19 protein-coding genes and 1 pseudogene are annotated in these 21,194 nt (G+C 36.9%); 18 read left to right on the top strand and 2 right to left on the bottom strand.

Annotated elements, in window-relative coordinates; genetic code table 11:
- Nucleotides 1–254 precede the first annotated feature (254 nt).
- The 4 genes from recN (at nt 255) to ACYFX0_RS05425 (ending at nt 5,312) form a co-directional block, all read left to right on the top strand.
- A complete protein-coding gene (gene recN, locus ACYFX0_RS05440) occupies nt 255–1,994 on the top strand; it encodes a DNA repair protein RecN (protein ID WP_000947759.1) in 1,740 nt (579 codons plus the stop codon).
- A gap of 118 nt (nt 1,995–2,112) precedes the next feature.
- The gene (spoIVB, locus tag ACYFX0_RS05435; protein WP_106081564.1) at nt 2,113–3,411 is read left to right on the top strand and encodes a SpoIVB peptidase; all 1,299 of its coding nucleotides are present in this window, start codon (nt 2,113–2,115) and stop codon (nt 3,409–3,411) included.
- Nucleotides 3,412–3,700: 289 nt separating this feature from the next.
- Nucleotides 3,701–4,495 (top strand): sporulation transcription factor Spo0A, encoded by a 795-nt coding sequence (gene spo0A / locus ACYFX0_RS05430; RefSeq protein ID WP_014894889.1) that lies wholly within the window; start codon nt 3,701–3,703, stop codon nt 4,493–4,495.
- A 253-nt stretch (nt 4,496–4,748) separates the two neighbouring features.
- Entirely contained in the window at nt 4,749–5,312 is a 564-nt protein-coding gene (locus ACYFX0_RS05425; protein ID WP_460269997.1) for a PRK06770 family protein, read from the top strand.
- A gap of 213 nt (nt 5,313–5,525) precedes the next feature.
- On the opposite strand, the gene ACYFX0_RS05420 is transcribed toward ACYFX0_RS05425, so the two are convergent.
- The gene (locus tag ACYFX0_RS05420; protein WP_001247671.1) at nt 5,526–5,672 is read right to left on the bottom strand and encodes a YycC family protein; all 147 of its coding nucleotides are present in this window, start codon (nt 5,670–5,672) and stop codon (nt 5,526–5,528) included.
- Nucleotides 5,673–5,722: 50 nt separating this feature from the next.
- Between ACYFX0_RS05420 and ACYFX0_RS05415 the strand changes: the two genes are divergently transcribed.
- Complete coding sequence (locus ACYFX0_RS05415) at nt 5,723–6,451, top strand: glycerophosphodiester phosphodiesterase (protein WP_000172594.1); 729 nt, start codon at nt 5,723–5,725, stop codon at nt 6,449–6,451.
- Between the two features lie 49 nt (nt 6,452–6,500).
- On the opposite strand, the gene ACYFX0_RS05410 is transcribed toward ACYFX0_RS05415, so the two are convergent.
- Nucleotides 6,501–6,734 carry a DUF2627 domain-containing protein gene (locus tag ACYFX0_RS05410; protein WP_001190195.1) on the bottom strand — a complete coding sequence of 78 codons (234 nt, stop codon included), beginning with the start codon at nt 6,732–6,734 and terminating at the stop codon, nt 6,501–6,503.
- A gap of 136 nt (nt 6,735–6,870) precedes the next feature.
- Between ACYFX0_RS05410 and ACYFX0_RS05405 the strand changes: the two genes are divergently transcribed.
- The 13 genes and pseudogenes from ACYFX0_RS05405 (at nt 6,871) to ACYFX0_RS05345 (ending at nt 21,102) form a co-directional block, all read left to right on the top strand.
- Nucleotides 6,871–8,943 carry a sigma-54 interaction domain-containing protein gene (locus ACYFX0_RS05405; RefSeq protein WP_106081566.1) on the top strand — a complete coding sequence of 691 codons (2,073 nt, stop codon included), beginning with the start codon at nt 6,871–6,873 and terminating at the stop codon, nt 8,941–8,943.
- 195 nt (nt 8,944–9,138) lie between these two features.
- A complete protein-coding gene (gene yqiS / locus ACYFX0_RS05400) occupies nt 9,139–10,038 on the top strand; it encodes a phosphate butyryltransferase (RefSeq protein WP_106081568.1) in 900 nt (299 codons plus the stop codon).
- Nucleotides 10,039–10,072: 34 nt separating this feature from the next.
- Nucleotides 10,073–11,173: a leucine dehydrogenase gene (locus ACYFX0_RS05395; protein WP_000171355.1), complete on the top strand. Its 1,101-nt coding sequence runs from the start codon at nt 10,073–10,075 to the stop codon at nt 11,171–11,173.
- A gap of 87 nt (nt 11,174–11,260) precedes the next feature.
- A complete protein-coding gene (buk, locus tag ACYFX0_RS05390) occupies nt 11,261–12,364 on the top strand; it encodes a butyrate kinase (RefSeq protein ID WP_000115782.1) in 1,104 nt (367 codons plus the stop codon).
- A 4-nt stretch (nt 12,365–12,368) separates the two neighbouring features.
- The gene (gene lpdA / locus ACYFX0_RS05385; protein ID WP_001051295.1) at nt 12,369–13,790 is read left to right on the top strand and encodes a dihydrolipoyl dehydrogenase; all 1,422 of its coding nucleotides are present in this window, start codon (nt 12,369–12,371) and stop codon (nt 13,788–13,790) included.
- A gap of 27 nt (nt 13,791–13,817) precedes the next feature.
- Entirely contained in the window at nt 13,818–14,819 is a 1,002-nt protein-coding gene (gene bfmBAA, locus ACYFX0_RS05380) for a 3-methyl-2-oxobutanoate dehydrogenase subunit alpha (protein ID WP_000852551.1), read from the top strand.
- A 13-nt stretch (nt 14,820–14,832) separates the two neighbouring features.
- Nucleotides 14,833–15,816: a 3-methyl-2-oxobutanoate dehydrogenase subunit beta gene (gene bfmBAB / locus ACYFX0_RS05375; RefSeq protein WP_000290078.1), complete on the top strand. Its 984-nt coding sequence runs from the start codon at nt 14,833–14,835 to the stop codon at nt 15,814–15,816.
- Between the two features lie 15 nt (nt 15,817–15,831).
- Nucleotides 15,832–17,148 carry a dihydrolipoamide acetyltransferase family protein gene (locus tag ACYFX0_RS05370; RefSeq protein WP_048563849.1) on the top strand — a complete coding sequence of 439 codons (1,317 nt, stop codon included), beginning with the start codon at nt 15,832–15,834 and terminating at the stop codon, nt 17,146–17,148.
- A 341-nt stretch (nt 17,149–17,489) separates the two neighbouring features.
- Nucleotides 17,490–18,668, top strand: a complete 1,179-nt coding sequence (locus tag ACYFX0_RS05365) for an FtsW/RodA/SpoVE family cell cycle protein (RefSeq protein ID WP_000831177.1) — start codon at nt 17,490–17,492, stop codon at nt 18,666–18,668.
- A 107-nt stretch (nt 18,669–18,775) separates the two neighbouring features.
- Nucleotides 18,776–19,480 (top strand): annotated as a pseudogene (locus tag ACYFX0_RS05360) (DUF421 domain-containing protein).
- Nucleotides 19,481–19,550: 70 nt separating this feature from the next.
- The gene (locus ACYFX0_RS05355; RefSeq protein ID WP_000542551.1) at nt 19,551–20,015 is read left to right on the top strand and encodes an NUDIX hydrolase; all 465 of its coding nucleotides are present in this window, start codon (nt 19,551–19,553) and stop codon (nt 20,013–20,015) included.
- A gap of 121 nt (nt 20,016–20,136) precedes the next feature.
- On the top strand, nt 20,137–20,544 hold the full coding sequence (locus tag ACYFX0_RS05350) for a YjdF family protein (RefSeq protein WP_065229329.1): 408 nt from the start codon (nt 20,137–20,139) through the stop codon (nt 20,542–20,544).
- 144 nt (nt 20,545–20,688) lie between these two features.
- On the top strand, nt 20,689–21,102 hold the full coding sequence (locus ACYFX0_RS05345) for a BrxA/BrxB family bacilliredoxin (RefSeq protein ID WP_001979317.1): 414 nt from the start codon (nt 20,689–20,691) through the stop codon (nt 21,100–21,102).
- Nucleotides 21,103–21,194: the final 92 nt, after the last annotated feature.

Below are 21,194 nucleotides of genomic sequence, written 5' to 3'. Positions count from 1 at the left end.
TGTTTGCTTTCCATCGTAAAGTGGAAAGTGAACAAGATATTTTTATTGGTTAAAAATATGAATTTTCAATTGTAATATAATATTTTGTTTGCATAAAGTTAGAAAATAGATGGATTGACCCGTAAAACAAATGTTTGGTACAATGAAGCGGGTTAGAAGAGTATATACATACAAATATATAACATGATTATTTGAATGAAGAACTGAGAAAATCCTTTAGTAAGGGATTATTTTATAACGAGGTGAATGGGGCATTGTTATCGGAATTATCGATTAGAAACTTTGCTATTATTGAAGCATTAAATATTTCTTTTCAAAAAGGTTTAACGGTTTTAAGCGGTGAAACAGGGGCCGGAAAATCGATTATTATTGATGCGATTAGTTTACTTGTAGGTGGCCGTGGATCAGCAGAATTTGTTCGATATGGAACAGAAAAGGCTGAGATTGAAGGGCTATTTTATGTTGAAGATGAGAAGCATCCATGTATTGAAAAGGCAGAAGAGTTAGATATAGAAATAGAAGATGGCATGATTATTTTAAAGCGTGATATTGCTGCGAACGGAAAGAGTGTATGTCGTGTAAATGGGAAGCTTGTTACACTTAGCATATTAAAAGAAATTGGGAAATCACTTGTTGATATTCATGGACAGCACGAAACACAAGATTTAATGAATGAAGAACGACATCTGTTTATGCTTGATCACTTTGATGGGGATCGAATCGTTAAACAATTAGACATATATCAAAATGTATACGCTGACTATGAAAAATTAAAAAAACAATTGAAATCGTTAAGTGAAAATGAACAACAAATGGCACATCGCTTAGATTTAATTCAATTTCAGCATGAAGAAATTCGCAAGGCAGATTTAAAGATGGATGAAGAAAATGAATTAACTGAGGAACGATTGCAAATTTCTAATTTTGAAAAGATTTATAAAGCGTTAGGTGATGCATATCGTTCGTTAAGTGCCGACGGACAAGGGTTAGATAATGTAAGAAGTGCAATGGGACAAATGGAAAGTATTACACATTTAGATGAAATGTATCAAGAGAATTATGATTCAATTGCAAATAGCTATTACTTATTAGAAGAGGTTGCCTATCAACTGAGAGAAAAGCTCGATATGATGGAATATGATCCAAATCGTTTAGATGAAATCGAAACACGTTTGAATGAAATTCGTATGCTAAAGAGAAAATATGGAAATACTGTAGAAGAGATTTTAGCGTATGCAGATAAAATTGAACAGGAAATTTTTACAATTGAAAATAAAGACGTTCATATTGAAACGACGAAGAAACAGTTGAAGGAATTAGAGAGTGTTATTCTGAAAGAAGCAACGTTGTTAAGTAATATGCGTCATGAGCTTGCAGAACATCTTACAAATGCAATTCATCAGGAATTAAAAGAATTATATATGGAAAAAACGAAATTTGAAGTGCGAATTATGAAGAGAGCAGGAAATGCAGAAGAACCCCTTGTGGAAGGTGCACCGGTAAGACTTACGGTGGATGGTTACGATCATGTGGAATTTTATATTTCAACGAACCCAGGAGAGCCGCTAAAACCACTTTCAAAGGTTGCTTCTGGCGGAGAGTTATCTCGTATTATTTTAGCTTTAAAAAGCATTTTTTCTAAGCATCAAGGGGTTGCATCTGTTATTTTTGATGAAGTGGATACGGGTGTAAGTGGCCGAGTCGCACAGGCTATTGCGGAAAAAATTTATCGAGTATCAGTAAACTCGCAAGTACTTTGTATTACGCACTTACCTCAAGTAGCTTCAATGGCGGATTCACATTTATTTATTCGAAAACAAGTAGCGAATGATCGGACAATTACATCAGTTACTGTTTTAACTATGGAGGATAAAGTAACAGAAATAGCTCGAATGATTTCTGGTGTAGAAATCACAGATTTAACGACAGAGCATGCGAAAGAATTACTTACGCAAGCGCATCATTTTAAACAGACAGCAGAGGCTATCCAGTAATGGATAGCTTTTTTTCTCAAATGACGATTTCTTAATTCTTCCGGTTATAAATAATGCACTGCAAGGAGAGATTAAAAAGTGAAGCCAAGAGGCTGAATGTGGGGTAGGAGCGAGGAGAGTGAACAAGTTGAAATTAGAAAAATTTCGAAAAATAATAGGTCTTTGTCTCCTTGTTTCTTTAGTTTTTATTGGATGTTTTAAACCGCTTCGAACGTTTATTTCATCACCGAAACAACTTGTTGTTTTTGAAGGACAACAATCAGAAATATCATCATTACCAGTTTTCAAAGCTTCATCCACAAATCGTCATGTATTTACAGTGAGTTCGAGTGAACAAAAACAAGGACTTATGGTAAATTCTCATCAAAATGGTGAAGCTGATATGGTATTTCAGCTTGCTGGTTTTCCAGTGAAAAAAGTAAATGTGAAAGTGTTAAAAGATTTTAAAGTAATTCCAGGTGGACAATCAATTGGTGTGAAATTAAATACAAAAGGTGTACTTGTTGTAGGCCATCATTTAATTCAAACTGAAAAGGGTAAAATATCTCCTGGTGAAACAGCAGGTGTACAAATTGGAGATATGATTACTGAAATTAATGGTAAAACAATTGAAAGAATGAGTGATGTAGCACCGTTTATTCATAATAGTGGAGAAACAGGTGAACCGCTTAATCTTGTATTGTTAAGAGATGGAAAATATATTCGTACGAAGCTAACTCCACAAAAAGACAACGGTGAATCGTCTTATCGAATTGGCTTGTATATCCGTGATTCGGCAGCTGGAATTGGAACGATGACATTTGTTCATCCAGATTCTATGAAATACGGGGCACTTGGTCATGTTATTTCTGATAATGATACGAAAAAGCCGATTGAAGTCGAAGATGGACAAATTATGCGCTCGACAGTCACATCAATTGAAAGAGGTAGTCATGGGAATCCAGGGGAGAAATTAGCAAGATTCTCACCAGATCGTGAAGTGATTGGCAATATTACAATTAATAGTCCATATGGTATTTTTGGCAAATTAAATACGAATATGAAAAACGGTATAATGGATAAAGCGATGCCTATCGCATTATCTCATCAAGTAAAAGAAGGACCGGCAAAAATATTAACAGTTATTGATCAAGATAAAGTAGAAGCGTTTGATATTGAAGTTGTTAGTACAGTGCAACAAAAATTCCCAGCTACAAAGGGTATGGTAATAAAAGTAACAGATAAACGTCTATTAGCGAAAACGGGCGGTATCGTACAAGGGATGAGCGGAAGTCCAATTGTACAAAATGGAAAAGTAATTGGTGCTGTTACGCATGTGTTTGTAAATGATCCAACATCAGGATATGGTGTTCATATTGAATGGATGTTACATCAAGCTGGAATTAATATTTATGATCAAGAGAAAAAAGCGAGCTAATATATATATTAGCTCGCTTTTTCTGTTGAAAAATTCGTTGAAATTTTGTAAAAGCTCCGCAAGAGGTGTTTTTTGTTGTAAAATAAAAGAAAAGGGTTGAACGTTTCGTTGTATTTCTATGATGGAATGTGTTGCGAAAGGGAATAAATGAACGATAAACATATTTTTTTGTGATTTTATCGGAAAGTAAGAAACTTTAAAAGGGAATTTTCACACAATTGTCGAACAATTCATGTAGCCTAGAAGGATACACATGTCGGAGAATCGATTCGGTAAGGGAGGAAAAGCTGTGGAGAAAATTAAAGTATGTCTTGTGGATGATAATAAAGAACTAGTATCAATGTTAGAGAGCTATGTAGCTGCTCAAGATGATATGGAAGTAATCGGTACTGCTTATAATGGTCAAGAGTGTTTAAACTTATTAGCAGATAAGCAACCTGATGTACTCGTTTTAGACATTATTATGCCACACTTAGATGGTTTAGCTGTATTGGAAAAAATGCGACATATTGAAAGGTTAAAACAGCCTAGCGTAATTATGTTGACAGCATTCGGGCAAGAAGATGTGACGAAAAAAGCAGTTGACTTAGGTGCCTCATATTTCATATTAAAACCATTTGATATGGAGAATTTAACGAGTCATATTCGTCAAGTGAGTGGTAAAGCAAACGCTATGATTAAACGTCCACTACCATCATTCCGATCAGCAACAACAGTAGATGGAAAACCGAAAAACTTAGATGCGAGTATTACGAGTATCATTCATGAAATTGGTGTACCCGCTCATATTAAAGGATATATGTATTTACGAGAAGCAATCTCCATGGTATACAACGATATCGAATTATTAGGATCGATTACGAAAGTATTGTATCCAGATATCGCAAAGAAATATAATACAACAGCAAGCCGTGTGGAGCGCGCAATTCGTCACGCGATTGAAGTAGCGTGGAGCCGTGGGAATATTGATTCTATTTCGTCCTTATTTGGTTATACAGTATCCATGTCAAAAGCAAAACCTACGAATTCTGAGTTTATCGCAATGGTTGCGGATAAGCTGAGACTTGAACATAAAGCTAGCTGAGAGTAGAAGTAGAAAAGGGTTTTCGTTTTAGTAAAACCGATGCATGCTGGAACTCTATACTCGACAGTAATTTTAAAACTAATAAACTTTTTAATGAAAGACCAATGAATGTTATAATTCGTTGGTTTTTTTATTTTGTTTAGAAAAAGAGATTATTTGATATCATGGAAAATAAAACCTATTTTTAGTAATATTACATGTAAGTGAGTTTTTTTATAAGACAATTAAATAGATATAGATAGGGGGAAGGGGAATGAAAAATAAAATTTCAACTTGGCTAGGAATAGTAGCAGCTATGGGAGTTCTTGCTATTGCAGTTACATTTGGGATGTTAGAACTTGCCGATAATCCAGTAGATAAAGAAGTGAGCGCTCAAATAGATAAAAAAGAAGACCAAACAATAGTAGGTAGAGAGGTAGATGGGGGCTTTGTTGATGTGTATGTTACTGAAAATTCTACTGAAAGAGAAGTCATTACAGCGATGCATCGCATGACTCATCAAAAAGTGGTGGTAGAACGAAAATCGGGCTCTATCCCAATGATTCAAAATAATGCTAAAAAATTAAAAGAAATCATAAATAAGAGTAGCTTTGCGAAGAAAAATGAGCTATTAGCAATTGCTAATAGATGGGCACAAAAAGATTTTAGTAAAATTATAGAAGATCACAATTATTTCTCGGATGTTCAAGAAGATAACGTTTGTAAAGCAACTAGAGCGATGGATGCGGTAGAAGAGCAACATTATATTTTAACTACATTCGGGGAGGAAAAAGCGAAAGAACTATACGAATCAGGGGATGCTCCGCACGTTCAATAAAAAATAATATAAAGGGCTTCTAGTTTTTTATGATCGTGTTTAAGGACGCAATGGGGGCTTATAAATAAATAGTCTGCTTTCTTTATGATTTGTAACAAAAATAATAAAGGAACGGCTAAATCGCATCGTAGCACATCTGTTAAAGGATTTTAGCAGGGAAGTCATCCGTGATATAATAGAAAATAATAAAAAGCCCTGCAAAACAGGACTGTATTATTCTTCGTCTTTATTTTGTTTTTCTAATTCAACTAGCTTTTGAATTAAAATGTGTTGCGGCATATGCATGAGTTGTTCAAGTGGAACACCTAGTGCTTTTGATAAGCGGACTGCAGTATCTGGAGAAATTTGCAATGGTCTCATAGAAGTACCTCCTTTTTCGTATAGTATAGCATAAGATTGGGGGAGTGAGGATGACTCTTATATTTGCGCATCGTGGTGCGGCTGGAACGTACCCAGAAAATACAATGCTTTCATTTGAAGCGGCTGAGTCTTTTAGAGCGGATGGAATTGAACTTGATGTTCAATTAACGAAAGATGGAAAAGTTGTCGTCATTCATGATGAAACGGTGGACCGGACTACAAATGGAAAAGGTGCGGTTCGGAATTATGTATATGAGGACTTATGTAAGTTAGATGCAAGTTATAAATTTGGTGATAAAGTAGGTTTTTGTAAAATACCACTTTTAGAAGAGGTATTAGAGTGGCTTGAACAAACGAGTTTGCTACTTAATATTGAACTTAAAAATAATAAAATTCCATATAGAGGTTTAGAGGAAGAAGTTATAACGCTTGTACGGAAATTTAGTTTAGAGGATCGCGTTGTATTTTCTTCGTTTAATCACTACAGTATGAAACGGTGCCATATGATGGCTCCTGATATTCAAACTGCAATTTTATATCGCGAAGGTTTGCATAGTCCGTGGGCATACGCGAAAAAAATGGGGGCTACAGCAGTACATCCGAATTATCGTTACCTTCAAGATGCTATTGCTGAACTAACGATGGAAAGTGGTGTAGAGGTTCGCCCTTATACAATTAATGAAGAAACGCTTATGCGTAAATATTTTGATATGAATATATCGGCGATTATTACTGATTACCCTGAAACGGCAAGAACGTTATTGCCGATAAAAAAATGAGACCGCGTGTAACGGTCTCATTTTTTTATTTATAAATAGTGGGGCATTCCTATCTTCTGAAGCGAGCTTGTACTTTATTTCGTTTACGATCTCGGTGTACGACGAAGCCACCAAAAATATAAAACCCGAGCCCGAAGCAGAGAGCACCGATTAAAAATTGTAACCACAGTATAGAGATTGGTGGAAATAGAATCCCGAATACAGTATCTCTCATTAACTTTATACCAAACACAGCTAATGAAATAGGGATGAGTGCTAATGATAGAGCAAGGTAACGCTGCATATAAACGCTCCTTTTCAGATTATTTTGTTTATTTTAATGATGTTATATGAAAAGGGGGTTTGTCAAGAGGGGGTTGAACGAGTAAGATAAGGGTGTGAAAAAATTTGCAGAGTTACTTCGAGAGGAAGTGTAATATATGAAACAAAAAGTATTAATTGTTGGTGCAGGTGAAGGCGGGAGCGCACTGCTGAATCTGTTATATAGTTCGAATATATTTCAAATTATAGGGATTATTGATATAAATCCGTTGGCAAAAGGATTACAAATTGCTAAGGAATATGGAATTGCAACTGGAGAAAGTGTAACTCCATTTCTTTCTATGCATATCGATGTAATATTTGATATGACAGGTGAAGATGATGTACATAAAGTTTTATTGGAAAAAAAGAAAAAAGACACTCTTCTTATACCAGGTGATATTGCAAAAATTGTTACAGGATTAGCGCATGAGAAGGAAGGGTTAATTGGGCGGTTAGAGGAACAAACGCAACAAGGAGAATTAATTTTAAATTCTACACATGACGGCATGATCGTAATTGATCAAGAGGGACAAGTTCGTCTTTTTAATAAAAGTGCAGAGCGTATTATCGGATATAAAAAAGAAGAGGCGATAGGAAAATATATTTTAGAAGTTATTCCGACTAGTAAATTACTTCGCATTATACGTACGAAACAAATAGAAGTAAATTATGAACTAACATTAGAGAATGGAAAGAAAATTATTACAACGCGTATACCGATATTAAAAGAGGGCGGAGAGGTACAAGGGGCATTTGCAATTTTTAAAGATATAACAGAAGTTGTAGATTTAGCGGAAGAAGTTACAGACTTAAAAGAAATTCAAACACTATTAGAGGCGATTATTAACTCATCTGAAGAAGCGATTTCGGTTGTGGATGAAAAAGGAAGAGGTTTAGTCATTAACCCGGCATATACGAAATTAACGGGTTTAACAGAAGAAGATATTATTGGGAAGCCTGCTACAACTGATATTGTAGAAGGCGAAAGTATGCATATGAAAGTACTTCGAACGCGTCGTGCGGTGCGCGGAATACATATGAAGATTGGGCAAAAAAAGCGCGATGTAATTGTAAACGTAGCGCCAGTTATTGTGGATGGAATATTGAAAGGAAGCGTCGGCGTTATCCGTGACGTGTCGGAAATTCAAAAGTTAACAAATGAATTGAATAGAGCGAGGCAAATCATTCGCACATTAGAAGCGAAATATTCTTTTGATGATATTGTCGGAAATTCAGATGAAACAACGGCAGCTATCGAACAGGCGAAGCTAGGAGCGAATACACCGGCAACGGTACTGTTACGCGGTGAATCTGGGACTGGTAAAGAATTGTTTGCCCATGCAATCCATAATGGAAGTAATCGAAAATACAATAAGTTCGTCCGTGTAAACTGTGCGGCCATTTCGGAGACGTTGTTAGAAAGTGAATTATTTGGTTATGAGGAAGGGGCGTTTTCTGGAGCGAAAAGAGGCGGGAAACGTGGGTTCTTTGAGGAAGCGAATAACGGTAGTATTTTTTTAGATGAAATAGGGGAGTTATCTGCAAATACACAAGCGAAACTCCTTCGTGTATTGCAGGAAAAAGAAATTGTAAAAGTTGGTGGAACGAAAGCGATACCTATTAATGTTCGAGTAATTGCAGCGACACATGTGAATTTAGAAAAGGCTATTTTAGAAGGGAAGTTTAGGGAGGATTTATATTATCGATTAAATAAAATTCCAATTCAAATTCCATCTCTTCGTCAACGTAAAGGAGATATACCGAAAATTGCGGACAGGTTGATTCAAAAAATTAATCAAGATTATGGTCGTAATGTAGAAGGGCTCACTGATTCAGCTATTTTATATTTACAATCATACGAATGGCCAGGGAATGTGAGAGAACTTGAAAATATTTTAGGACGAGCGATTATTTTTATGAATTATAACGAGATATACATTGATGTACAACATTTACCACCATTACATAACGAAGAGCAGGTGGAGTCAAAGCAATCTCATTTATTACCTGAATTAGAAGAAAAGCCACTTGAACATTTAGTGACAGAGTTTGAAGGGAATATTATTCATGAATATTTGGAGAGATTTGATGGGAATAAAACACAAACTGCAAAAGCGTTAGGAATTTCCGTCCGAAATTTATATTATAAGCTAGAAAAGTATGACCATGCAAAAAATAGCATGCAATAAATTGCGTACCGTGCAATTTATTGCATGGTATACAAAAAGTGACAAAATAAGACAGAATATTTTGTTATTTTCCAAAGTATTGATTTTACTGCATTTTGAATGCGTTTTCATTATTGGTAAGACCACTTTTAAAAGTTGGCATGGTATTTGCTTAATAAATAGACGAGGGACGACGGAAAGGGTTGATTACAAAATATGAAGTTAGAATACTTAATTGATCAAGCAGCGGGACAGCCTAAAAAAACTGTAGCTGTAGCAGTAGCTGAAGATCATGAAGTAATTGAAGCTGTAGCGAAAGCAATTAAATTACAGCTAGCTCAATTTCGTCTATATGGAAATCAAGAAAAAATAATGGGGATGCTACAAGAACATGGTTTACAAACTTCAGAACATGTTGAAGTGATTGCAGCAATGTCTAATGCAGAGGCTGCAGAACTTTCTGTTAAAGCTGTGAGAAATGGTGAAGCAGACGTGCTTATGAAGGGTAACATCCCAACAGCGAATATTTTGAAGGCTGTGTTAAACAAAGAGTGGGGCCTACGTAAAGGTAGCGTACTTTCACATGTAGCAGCATTTGAAGTTCCAAATTACGATCGTCTTATTTTCGTTACAGATGCAGCGATGAACATCGCACCTGACGTAACACAAAAAGCTGCTATTATACAAAATACTGTAGAAGTTACCCGGGCAATAGGAATCGACTTGCCAAAAGTGGCACCCATCGCAGCAGTAGAAGTTGTGAATCCAGCGATGCAGGCGACAATTGATGCAGCGATGTTAACACAAATGAATCGCCGCGGACAAATTAAAGATTGTATCGTTGATGGACCACTTGCTTTAGATAATGCAGTATCACAAATTGCAGCAGAGCATAAAGGCATAGTAAGTGATGTAGCAGGTAAGGCAGACATTTTACTCGTCCCAACAATTGAAGCTGGAAATGTGCTATATAAATCACTCGTATACTTTGCGGATGCAAAAGTAGGAGCAATGATTGCTGGCGCAAAAGCACCGATTGTTTTAACATCTCGTGCTGATTCAGCAGAAACAAAAGTATATTCATTAGCATTGGCGGTTGCGACTGCTTCAAAATAAACCAAAAAGGGTAAAACATTAGGGGGAAACGACAATGACATTAGAAATATTCGAATACTTAGAAAAATATGATTATGAGCAAGTAGTATTTTGTCAAGATAAAGAATCTGGTTTAAAAGCAATTATTGCAATCCATGATACAACACTTGGACCGGCTCTTGGTGGAACAAGAATGTGGACATATGATTCTGAAGAAGCAGCGATTGAAGATGCATTGCGTCTTGCAAAAGGGATGACATACAAAAACGCAGCAGCTGGTTTAAACTTAGGTGGTGCAAAAACAGTAATTATCGGTGATCCTCGTAAAGATAAGAGCGAAGCAATGTTCCGTGCACTAGGACGTTATATCCAAGGACTAAACGGACGTTATATTACAGCTGAAGATGTTGGTACAACAGTAGATGATATGGATATTATCCATGAAGAAACTGACTTTGTAACAGGTATCTCACCATCATTCGGTTCTTCTGGTAACCCATCTCCAGTAACTGCATACGGTGTTTACCGTGGTATGAAAGCAGCTGCAAAAGAAGCTTTCGGTACTGACAATTTAGAAGGAAAAGTAATTGCTGTTCAAGGCGTTGGTAACGTAGCATATCACCTATGTAAACATTTACACGCTGAAGGGGCAAAATTAATCGTTACAGATATTAATAAAGAAGCTGTACAACGTGCTGTAGAAGAATTCGGTGCATCAGCAGTTGAACCAAATGAAATTTACGGTGTTGAATGCGATATTTACGCACCATGTGCATTAGGCGCAACAGTTAATGATGAAACTATTCCACAACTTAAAGCAAAAGTAATCGCAGGTTCTGCAAATAACCAATTAAAAGAAGATCGTCACGGTGACATCATTCATGAAATGGGTATTGTATACGCACCAGATTATGTAATTAATGCAGGTGGCGTAATTAACGTAGCGGACGAATTATATGGATACAATAGAGAACGTGCACTAAAACGTGTTGAGTCTATTTATGACACGATTGCAAAAGTAATCGAAATTTCAAAACGCGATGGCATAGCAACTTATGTAGCGGCAGATCGTCTAGCTGAAGAGCGTATTGCAAGCTTGAAAAATTCTCGTAGCACTTACTTACGCAACGGTCACGATATTATTAGCCGTCGCTAATCATTCATATATAACTTTTACAAAAGGTGTGGTTACCTCTTATGAGGTTCCCACTTCCTTTTGAATTTATTAGTGGAGGTAGCAACATTGTCTGTAAATCGAATTCTTGTTATTAACCCAGGTAGTACATCCACAAAAATTGGTGTTTTTGATAATGAAAGACCCGTTCTAGAAGAAACGATTCGTCATGACGTAGAACAGATTGGAAAATATAAGCGAATTATCGACCAATATGAGTTTCGAAAAGAAACGATTTTAGAAGTTCTACATTCTCATGGTATTAACATTTCAAAATTAAACGCTGTTTGTGGACGTGGTGGATTACTTCGTCCAATCGAAGGCGGTACGTATACAGTAAACGATGCGATGTTAGAAGATTTAAAAAATGGCTTTAGCGGTCATCACGCTTCAAACCTTGGAGGCATTTTGGCATATGAAATTGCTTCTGGATTAAATATCCCTGCATTCATTGTGGATCCCGTCGTTGTAGATGAGATGGAGCCGGTTGCTCGTATAAGTGGCATTGCTGGTATGGAACGCAAAAGTATCTTCCATGCATTAAATCAAAAAGCAGTTGCTCGTAAAGTAGCTGAACAGTTAAATCACAAATACGAGGATTTAAATTTATTAGTTACACATATGGGCGGTGGTATTACAGTTGGTGCTCATAAAAAAGGAAGAGTAGTCGATGTGAATAACGGTTTAAACGGAGAAGGACCATTTAGTCCAGAGCGCGCTGGTACAGTACCAGTAGGGCAACTAGTAGAAATGTGTTTCTCTGGTGAGTATTACCGTGATGAAATGATTAAAAAACTTGTCGGACAAGGTGGACTTGTAAGTTTAATCGGTACAAATGATGCGATTAAAGTAGAGAAAATGGTTGAAAAAGGTGATCCTGAAGCAACTCTTATTTATAAGGCAATGGCATATCAAGTTGCAAAAGAGATTGGCGGAGCTAGCGCTGTACTTCACGGGAAAATCGATGCAATCGTATTAACTGGTGGACTGGCATACAGTAAAATTCTTGTCGATGAAATAAAAGAGCGAGTGGACTGGATTGCAGATGTTATCGTACATCCAGGAGAAGATGAGTTAGAAGCGTTAGCAGAAGGAGCACTTCGTGTATTACGTGAAGAAGAAGCTCCAAAAGAATACGTTGTACGTGAAAAAGAAACGGTAGCTAGGGGTTGAGATAATGGCAAAAGAATATGATTTAGTCATCGTTGGCGGCGGTACTGGTGGATATGTTGCTGCAATTCGTGCATCACAACTAGGGTTAAAAACTGCACTAGTCGAAAAAGAAAATCTTGGTGGTACTTGTTTACACAAAGGATGTATTCCTAGTAAAGCTCTTTTACGTAGTGCAGAAGTATATGCAACTGCTAAAAAAAGCGAAGAGTTCGGAGTTATTGCAAGCAATGTAGAACTAAACTTTGCGAAAGTACAAGAGCGTAAAGAGAAGATTGTAACGCAGCTTCATAAAGGCGTTCAACATTTAATGAAACAAGGTAAAATTGATGTGTTTGAAGGTATTGGCCGTATTCTTGGCCCGTCTATTTTCTCTCCTATGCCAGGGACAATTTCAGTTGAACTTGCAAGTGGAGAAGAGAATGAAATGTTAATTCCAAAAAATGTACTTGTTGCAACAGGTTCTCGTCCAAATTCATTACCAGGTTTAGAATTAGACGGAGAATACGTAATGTCTTCAGATCATGCTCTAAAAATGGAAACGCTTCCTAGTTCGATTATTATTGTTGGTGGCGGTGTAATCGGTATTGAGTGGGCATCTATGCTTGCTGACTTCGGTGTAGAAGTTACAGTATTAGAGTATGCGAAAACGATATTACCACTAGAAGATCAGGACGTTTCAAAAGAAATGCAACGTCTATTCAAGAAAAAAGGTATTAAAGTGGTAACTGGTGCAAAAGTATTACCAGAAACATTGGTAAAAGATAATGGAGTAACAATCCAAGCTGAACATAACGGTGAGAATAAAGAATTTAAAGCTGAAAAAATGCTTGTATCTGTAGGAAGACAAGCGAATACGCAAAATATTGGCTTAGAGAACACAGATATCGTTGTGGAAAAAGGATACATTCAAACAAATGAGTTTTATCAAACGAAAGAATCACATATTTACGCAATTGGAGATGTAATCGGTGGTTTGCAACTGGCTCACGTTGCTTCTCATGAAGGGATTGCTGCAGTAGAACATATTGCAGGGAAAGAAGTTACACCAATTGATTACTCTATGGTATCAAAATGCGTATATAGCAGTCCAGAAGTTGCTTCTGTCGGTTTAACAGAACAAGAAGCGAAAGAAAAAGGCTATAAGTTAAAAGTAGGTAAGTTCTCATTCCGCGCAATCGGAAAAGCACTTGTATACGGAGAATCAGATGGTTTCGTAAAACTTGTAGTTGATGAAGAGACAAATGACATTCTTGGTGTTCATATGATTGGACCACATGTAACAGATATGATTTCTGAAGCTGGTCTTGCAAGAGTACTTGATGCAACACCTTGGGAAGTAGCACATACAATTCATCCGCATCCATCATTATCTGAGGCGATTGGTGAAGCAGCACTTGCTGTAGATGGAAGAGCGTTACACGCATAAAAATGTGGATTTAGGAGGTTATGAAAAATGGCAGAAGTAAAAGAAAAGCGCCATGAAGAGCTTGGCTTAAGTGATGAGCAAGTATTAGAAATGTTCCGTACGATGTTACTTGCACGTAAAATCGACGAACGTATGTGGTTATTAAACCGTGCTGGAAAAATTCCATTCGTAATTTCTTGTCAAGGACAAGAGGCTGCACAAGTTGGAGCGGCGTTCGCTCTTGATAGAGAGAAAGATTATGCATTACCATACTACCGTGATATGGGTGTTGTACTAGCATTTGGTATGACAGCTAAAGAGCTTATGTTGTCTGCTTTCGCGAAAGCTGGAGATCCAAACTCTGGTGGTCGTCAAATGCCTGGTCACTTCGGTCAAAAGAAAAATCGTATTGTTACAGGTTCATCTCCAGTAACAACGCAAGTACCACATGCAGTTGGTATTGCACTAGCTGGAAAAATGGAGAAGAAAGATTTAGTAACGTTCGTTACATTTGGAGAAGGTTCTTCAAACCAAGGTGATTTCCATGAAGGGGCAAACTTTGCTGGTGTACACAAACTACCTGTTATTTTTATGTGTGAAAATAACAAATATGCAATCTCTATTCCGGTTGAAAAACAATTAGCATGTAAAAACGTATCAGATCGTGCAATTGGTTACGGTATGCCTGGATATACAATAGACGGAAACGATCCGCTTGCAGTATATAAAGCTGTAAAAGAAGCAGCAGATCGCGGTCGTCGTGGTGAAGGCCCAACTTTAATTGAAACAGTATCATATCGTTTAACAGCACATTCTAGTGACGATGATGATCGTGTTTATCGTGATAAAGAAGAAGTAGAAGAAGCAAAGAAAAAAGATTCAATTATAACATTCGCGGCTTATTTAAAAGAAGCTGGTGTGTTAACTGAGGAATCGGAAAAACAAATGTTAGACGAAATTATGCATATCGTAAATGAAGCAACAGAATATGCAGAAAATGCTCCGTATGCAGCACCTGAAGATGCATTGAAGCACGTATACGCAGAATAGGGGGGAACGTTTCATGGCTGTAATGTCTTATATTGATGCTATTACATTAGCAATGCGCGAAGAAATGGAACGCGATGAAAAAGTATTCGTTTTAGGAGAAGATGTTGGTAAAAAAGGTGGCGTATTTAAAGCGACACACGGTTTGTATGATCAATTTGGTGAAGAGCGTGCGCTTGATGCACCGCTTGCAGAATCTGCAATTGCTGGGGTAGCAATTGGTGCAGCAATGTATGGTATGCGTCCAATCGCTGAAATGCAGTTTGCTGATTTCATCATGCCAGCAGTAAACCAAATTGTTTCTGAGGCAGCAAAAATTCGTTATCGTTCTAATAATGATTGGACTTGTCCAGTTACAATCCGTGCACCATTTGGCGGGGGTGTTCACGGTGCATTGTATCATTCACAATCTGTAGAAGCGATGTTTGCAAACCAACCAGGTTTAAAAATCGTTATCCCTTCTACACCATATGATGCAAAAGGCTTATTAAAAGCAGCCATTCGTGATGAAGATCCAGTATTATTCTTCGAACATAAACGTGCATATCGTTTAATTAAAGGTGAAGTGCCGGAGGATGACTACGTATTACCAATCGGAAAAGCAGATGTAAAACGTGAAGGTGATGATATTACAGTTATCACGTACGGATTATGTGTTCATTTTGCTCTTCAAGCAGCTGAAAAGTTAGCACAAGATGGCATCTCTGCACACATTCTTGATTTACGTACTGTATATCCATTAGATAAAGAAGCAATCATTGAAGCAGCTTCTAAAACAGGTAAAGTTCTTCTTGTAACAGAAGACAATAAAGAAGGAAGCATTATGAGTGAAGTGGCAGCAATTATTGCTGAAAACTGTCTATTTGATTTAGATGCGCCAATCGCACGTCTTGCAGGTCCAGACGTTCCAGCAATGCCATATGCACCAACAATGGAAAAATTCTTTATGGTAAATCCAGATAAAGTTGAAAAAGCAATGCGTGAACTTGCGGAATTTTAATCGGGGGGACTATACATGGCTGTAGAAAATATTACAATGCCTCAGCTCGGGGAGAGCGTTACAGAGGGCACAATTAGTAAATGGCTCGTTAATGTTGGCGATCACGTAAACAAGTATGATCCGCTTGCAGAAGTAATGACTGATAAAGTAAATGCTGAAGTACCATCTTCTTTCACTGGTATTGTGAAAGAGTTAATCGCTGGTGAAGGTGATACGTTAGCTGTAGGTGAAGTAGTTTGTGTGATTCAAGTAGAAGGCGCAGACGAAGTAGCAGCAACAGCTGTTGAGGAAAAAACGAAAGAAGAACCAAAGGCAGCAGCAATTACGCCTGAAAAAGCACCGAAAGTAAAACAACCAACTGATGGAAAACCACGTTTTTCACCAGCTGTGTTAAAACTTGCGGGTGAGCATAACGTTGATTTAGATCTAGTAGAGGGTACGGGAGCAAACGGCCGTATCACTCGTAAAGATATTTTAAAGCTAGTGGAATCTGGAAATATTCCACAAGCAGGTGCGAAGAAAGAGGAAGCTGTAGCGGCAGTAGTAGAAGCTCGCCCAGAAGCACCAAAAGCAGCACCGGTAGCGCAAAAAGTAGAAGCTGCGAAACCAGTTTCTGTACCTACAATGCCTGGAGATATCGAAATTCCAGTAACAGGTGTGCGTAAAGCAATCGCAGCAAACATGTTACGCAGTAAACACGAAGCACCACACGCTTGGATGATGATTGAAGTAGATGTGACAAACCTTGTGTCATACCGTAACTCAATTAAAGGTGACTTTAAGAAGCGTGAAGGCTTTAACTTAACGTTCTTTGCTTTCTTCGTAAAAGCAGTGGCACAAGCGTTAAAAGAGTATCCTCAAATTAATTCAATGTGGGCTGGCGATAAAATTGTTCAGAAGAAAGATATTAACCTTTCTATCGCTGTTGCAACAGAGGAAGAATTATTTGTACCAGTAATTAAGCAAGCGGACGAGAAAACAATTAAAGGTATCGCTCGTGAAATTACAGAACTTGCAGGAAAAGTACGCACGAAATCGCTAAAAGCAGACGAAATGCAAGGTGGAACATTTACAATTAATAACACAGGATCATTCGGTTCTGTTCAATCTATGGGTATTATTAATTACCCACAAGCGGCTATTTTACAAGTTGAATCAATTGTAAAACGCCCAGTAATTATGGATAATGGTATGTTCGGTGCTCGTGACATGGTTAACTTATGTTTATCACTTGATCACCGCGTACTTGATGGTTTAATCTGTGGTAAGTTCTTAGGACGTGTTAAAGAAATTTTAGAAAACATGTCAGAAAACAATACATCTGTATATTAATAAAAAGCTCGCTTATGCGAGCTTTTTATCGTCTTATTTCTTCATCTACATCCTACTATATGTATAAATACCTTTCCCAGTAATCTTACAATAAACGATTATGTATTAGGAATTTACGAAAATACATTGCTGATATATGGTATATGGATATAAAATAAGAAAAGAATAATTTTTTTGGCAAATCTTACTGATGAAACTGTAGTATAATATATTGTATTGTATGAAAAAGAGAGTTATTCTATATAAGTGTTTTATAGATAATGTGTAATCAGTCGTCAAAACATGAAGAATGTTGACTCCTGGTTTTTTATTTTGCTGTAACAATGTTTCAGGAGGATGTCATGAAAAGAAGTACCGAGTTTCTAAAAAGTTTAGATGTAAAATTAATTTTAATTTTGTGTGCACTATGTGTGACGAGTATAGCTGCTATATATAGCAGTCAGCAAACGGGACAGTATGGAGCTGCAAACTTTGCTATGAAGCAGGGGATTAACTACATAATTGGGGTTGTATTGTTACTTCTTATTGCTAGCATTGACTTAGATCAGTTGCAAAAATTGTCTTGGCCGCTTTATATTGCTGGGTTTGCTTCACTTATTCTTTTGAAAGTATTACCACCATCAGGTTTTACACCTGAAAAATTAGGTGCAAAAAGATGGTTTGTTTTCCCAGTATTTGGACAAATTCAGCCGTCTGAGTTTTTCAAAATTGCATTGCTTCTTGTAGTAGCGAGTATAGCAGTGAAACATAATGCACAGTATATGGCAAGGACATTCCAAACAGATTTAAAGCTAGTAGGTAAAATTATGCTAGTGTCACTTCCGCCTATGGCGGTTGTATATAGTCAACCGGATACAGGTATGGTGTTCTTATATGCTGCTGCAATTGCATGTATTTTATTTATGTCAGGTATACAAAAGAAATTGATAGCATTATGTACAGTTATTCCGTTGACCATATTATCTGCTTTAATATTTATTTTCTTTAAGTATCAAGATTTTTTCTATAATAATTTAGTTACTTTACTAAAACCTCACCAACAGTCGCGTATTGTAGGTTGGTTAAATCCATTTGAAAATGCAGATCAAGGTTACCAAACGCAACAATCGATTTTAGCTGTAGGTAGTGGAGGAATGGAAGGTAAAGGGTTTGGGGGAGGAAGCGTCTATATCCCAGAGAAGCATACTGACTTTATTTTCGCTACAATTGCCGAAGAAGGTGGGTTTATCGTAGCAGCGTTAGTTGTCTTCTTGTTCCTATTACTACTATATCGAACAATTATTATTGGTTATTCCGCTGATAATTTATTTGGTACATTATTATGCGCTGGATCGATTGGTATATTAACAGTTCAAATATTCCAAAACATCGGTATGATCGTTGGATTAATGCCTGTAAAAGGTATTGCATTACCTTTCTTATCGTATGGGGGAAGTTCCTTATTCTCGAATATGATTATGATGGGGCTCATACTATCGGTACGGAAAACTTATAAAAAATATATGTTTTCAGTTAAGTAAAAAAAGCTGGTTCGTTTTTAAACGAATCAGCTTTTTTACATATATGCTCATAAACGTTGCAAACTAAAACAGGATAGCAGTTTGAGACGGGTAAGGAGTGCAAATTGATGCATATGCATATTTTTGAAGGAGCACGGCATCTTTCTAATAGTGAATGGGTTATTCGGGCTATTATAGCATACATATTTTTAATATTAGTTGCGAAAGCGATGGGGCAAAGGTCTATCGCACAACTTCGTTTTTTAGATGTTGTATTAGTGTTATTGCTTGGTGGGAATATTTCTAATGCATTGTCTGATGAAAAAGTAGGGTTACTGGGCTCGATGATTACAACGTTCATACTCGTTGTACTTCATATTATAAGCTCAGTTTTAATGCTGAAATGGGATAGATGGAGACGCTTTTTAGAGCCAGCACCTATCATTCTTATACACAATGGTTCCATTGATTTTAGCAATTTGAAAAAGGCGAGAATTACGGCGGAATATTTATTTTCGGAACTTCGCATGCGAAATGTGAGCGATATTCAAACGGTTAAATTAGCATTATGGGAAGCGAGTGGCGTTGTTTCTATATTTCAGTATCCAGAATATGAAGCAGCTTCTCGGCGGGATCTAAAAGTGGCGGGGAGAAGGTCTCCAGTTTCTTTCATTTTAGTGAAAAATGGAAGGATTCAACAGGACGTTCTCGCTTTAATAGGAAAAACAGAAGAGTAGGCAAAAGAGTTTTTAGAGAAGAGTGCGGAAATTGAATCCATTATGTTAGCTACAGTAGATGAATCACATAAAATAAATATTTTGTTAAAAAAATGAAAAATATACGCATTTTGTCGTTTTGTACATATGATACAATAGTGTGGACAACGAAAAAGGAGGCGATACGGTGGGATATGTAGAAGAATTACGAAAAATAGTTGGTCATCGCCCTTTAATTTTAGTTGGTGCTGTTGTACTCGTTATAAATGAAAATGGTTATGTTTTATTGCAGCAGCGGACAGAGCCGTACGGAAAATGGGGGCTACCTGGCGGGCTAATGGAGCTTAGTGAATCACCAGAAGAAACAGCTTATCGTGAAGTATATGAAGAGACAGGAATAAAAGTGAAGAACTTGCGACTAATCAATGTATTTTCTGGAGCGAACTACTTTACAAAATTAGCAAACGGTGATGAATTTCAATCTGTAACAACCGCCTATTATACGGATGAATACGAAGGGGATTTTGTTATGAATAAAGAAGAAGCAGTTCAGCTTAAATTCTTTTCAGTAACAGAACTACCTGACTATATTGTGGGATCGCATAAAAAAATGATTGCTGAATATATGAAGATTATGGAAAAAAAGATATAATAAAAGTGAAAGAAATACAAAAACACAGCTCTGGTTGGTAGTCCAGACGCATGATTTCATGTCAGTAACCTTCCCCTCCGGGATGTCCCGTATTTCTAATTTTTTAAAGGAGGGGCTGTCAATGGAGTTGACAGTATATCATGATGGCCAATTTTTTGTTGGAATTATTACATGCAAAGAACAAGGGAAATTGTATGGAGCGAGGTATATTTTTGGAGCGGAACCGTCAGATGAAGAAGTGCTTATGTTTGTGAATGGTTCACTTTTAGAGCATTTTCAGCATTTTGCAAAATGTGGTGTAGAAGTTAAAGAAAAACAGCGTCCTAAAAATATAAAGCGTATCATACGACAAGCAGCAAAAGAAACAAATGTTAAACGTTTTACTAAGGCGCAAGAGGCGATTAGTTTATCTTATGAATTGCATAAACAAGAAAAGAAAGTGCAGTCTAAGGAGAAGCGAGAAGCTGAAAAAGAAAGAAGACGTTTAATTAAAGTACAAAAAGCAAAGCAAAAACATCGTGGTCATTAAAGAAAAGGTGTTAGAGCAAGTGCTCTAACACCTTTTCTATACTTAAATACAAGTAAACTTACTTGTATTTCATAAACATTAACTGGTAAGATACAAATAGGTAGTTTTAGAGGAGGGAAAAGAGTGATTAATTTTAACTTTTTTATGAATGATGTTGTCCGCCAAGCGCGTGAAGAGATTGTCTCTGCTGGATATACAGAATTGACGACGCCGGAAGCGGTAGAAGAAGCGTTTAAAAGAAATGGAACAACACTTGTAATGGTAAACTCTGTATGTGGTTGTGCAGGTGGTATCGCTCGTCCTGCTGCTGCGCATTCCGTACATTATGATAAACGTCCTAACCACCTTGTAACGGTGTTTGCAGGTCAAGATAAAGAAGCGACAGCAAGAGCGCGTGAATATTTCGAAGGGTACCCACCTTCTTCTCCATCATTTGCTTTATTAAAAGATGGAAAAATTGTAACGATGGTAGAGCGTCATGAAATTGAAGGTCATGAACCGATGCAAGTTATTGCAAAACTACAATCGTATTTCGAAGAGAATTGTGAAGAACTATAAAAAATAATAAAAAAGGCGGCACGTCCACAATCAAGTGGATGTGCCGCCTTTTTTATTTATTATTTTAATTTCTGAGATATGCATAGTTATGT

Source organism: Bacillus sp. NEAU-Y102 (assembly GCF_054788175.1).
The sequence above is the reverse complement of the archived record's forward strand: the minus strand, read 5'-3'. Positions and strand labels throughout refer to the sequence as shown.